This is a genomic window from Priestia sp. KCTC 13724 (assembly GCF_056820425.1).
On the sequence record NZ_JBXDLD010000196.1, the window covers coordinates 1 to 1,173 of the forward strand.

Consider the following 1,173-nt stretch of genomic DNA (forward strand, 5'->3'; position numbering starts at 1 on the left):
CTGTTTTTTTCTGGTAGATACAAATGTGTTTATTACATAATCATTATTATGTAAACTAAGTTTGTATATCATATAGGCTTAGTGACAGGGTTCCTGCTGTAGACCGCAAAGTAAGTTGGGGTAGCGTCAGAAAAATGCGGATTTACAACGTTAAGCATTTTGATACAAGTCTTATGAGAAATTATGAAGTCCTAATTTAACGATAATTTAATTATGTACCAATAGGCTAGACCCTATTGATACAAGGTTTTTTGTCTTAATGTTGTAAATCCGCCTAATCCTGATGCTATCCCTAATAGGTTTAATTTCTTTAAATAAAATGTAACAACTTTAAGTTGTTTCTAATTGCCTTAAGGCAATTTTTTATCTTTAACGGCTAAAATCTGGTCCTTGATCTTTCGCTCTATTTATATTGGTACTTCTCATTCTTCTCAATTGATGTCTTTGTTGGGCTTGCTCTTGGCTACGAGTAGCTTGTTGTATAGCATCAAAGATACCTGAGATCGTTTCTATGACGTGCTCTTTGACTTTTATGTTTTTCTCTATATCTGGTATTACATTTTGCTCTAGCTCTCTAATTTCGCCTTGTCGTTTGTTTAAATCATCTAGTCCTTTATATCCTTTTTCCTTAAGGTTATCACGATAGTGATTAGCTTCATGTTGCAATTCTTCATAGTGCTGACGTGATTTCTTTGAAACCAAGCGTTTGGCTGCTTCACCAGGGCTGTTGCTTAATGTATCAAGTTCCTTTTCTGTTTTTTCAAGGCTAGTAACCTGGCTCTTTATCTTATCTAGATGATCTTTTTCAGTTTGAAAGATTTTTAGGTCTTTCTTTAGTTTGTATAGATCGTCTTGTTGATTTTTAATCGCTTTTTCAATGACTTCTAACGTTACGGGAGTCTTTTTGGCCATATCTACATGTTTCTCTAGCTTTAAAGCATTGTCATAGGTCAAGTATTTTCCAGCTGTTTTCAAGTCGGGATAGTGAGAGCTTACTTCACGAATTTTCGCCATTTTAATGGCTTCTTCTGCTTGTAACAAGACTTTCGTTTCAACTTGAATCTGCTTTTTTTCATACTTGATTTGATGCAGGCGATTCTCTTTCTGTTGAGAGAATTCTTGATAGCGACTATAAAACTCCTCTTCAGTTGAAAAGCGAAGAGATTCCTTATA

Annotated in this window: 1 pseudogene; it reads right to left on the bottom strand. The window is 34.5% G+C overall.

Features of this window, described 5'->3' with window-relative positions:
• Positions 1-369 precede the first annotated feature (369 nt).
• Positions 370-1,173, bottom strand: a pseudogene (locus AC1UFB_RS20515) (MobQ family relaxase); the annotation flags it as partial.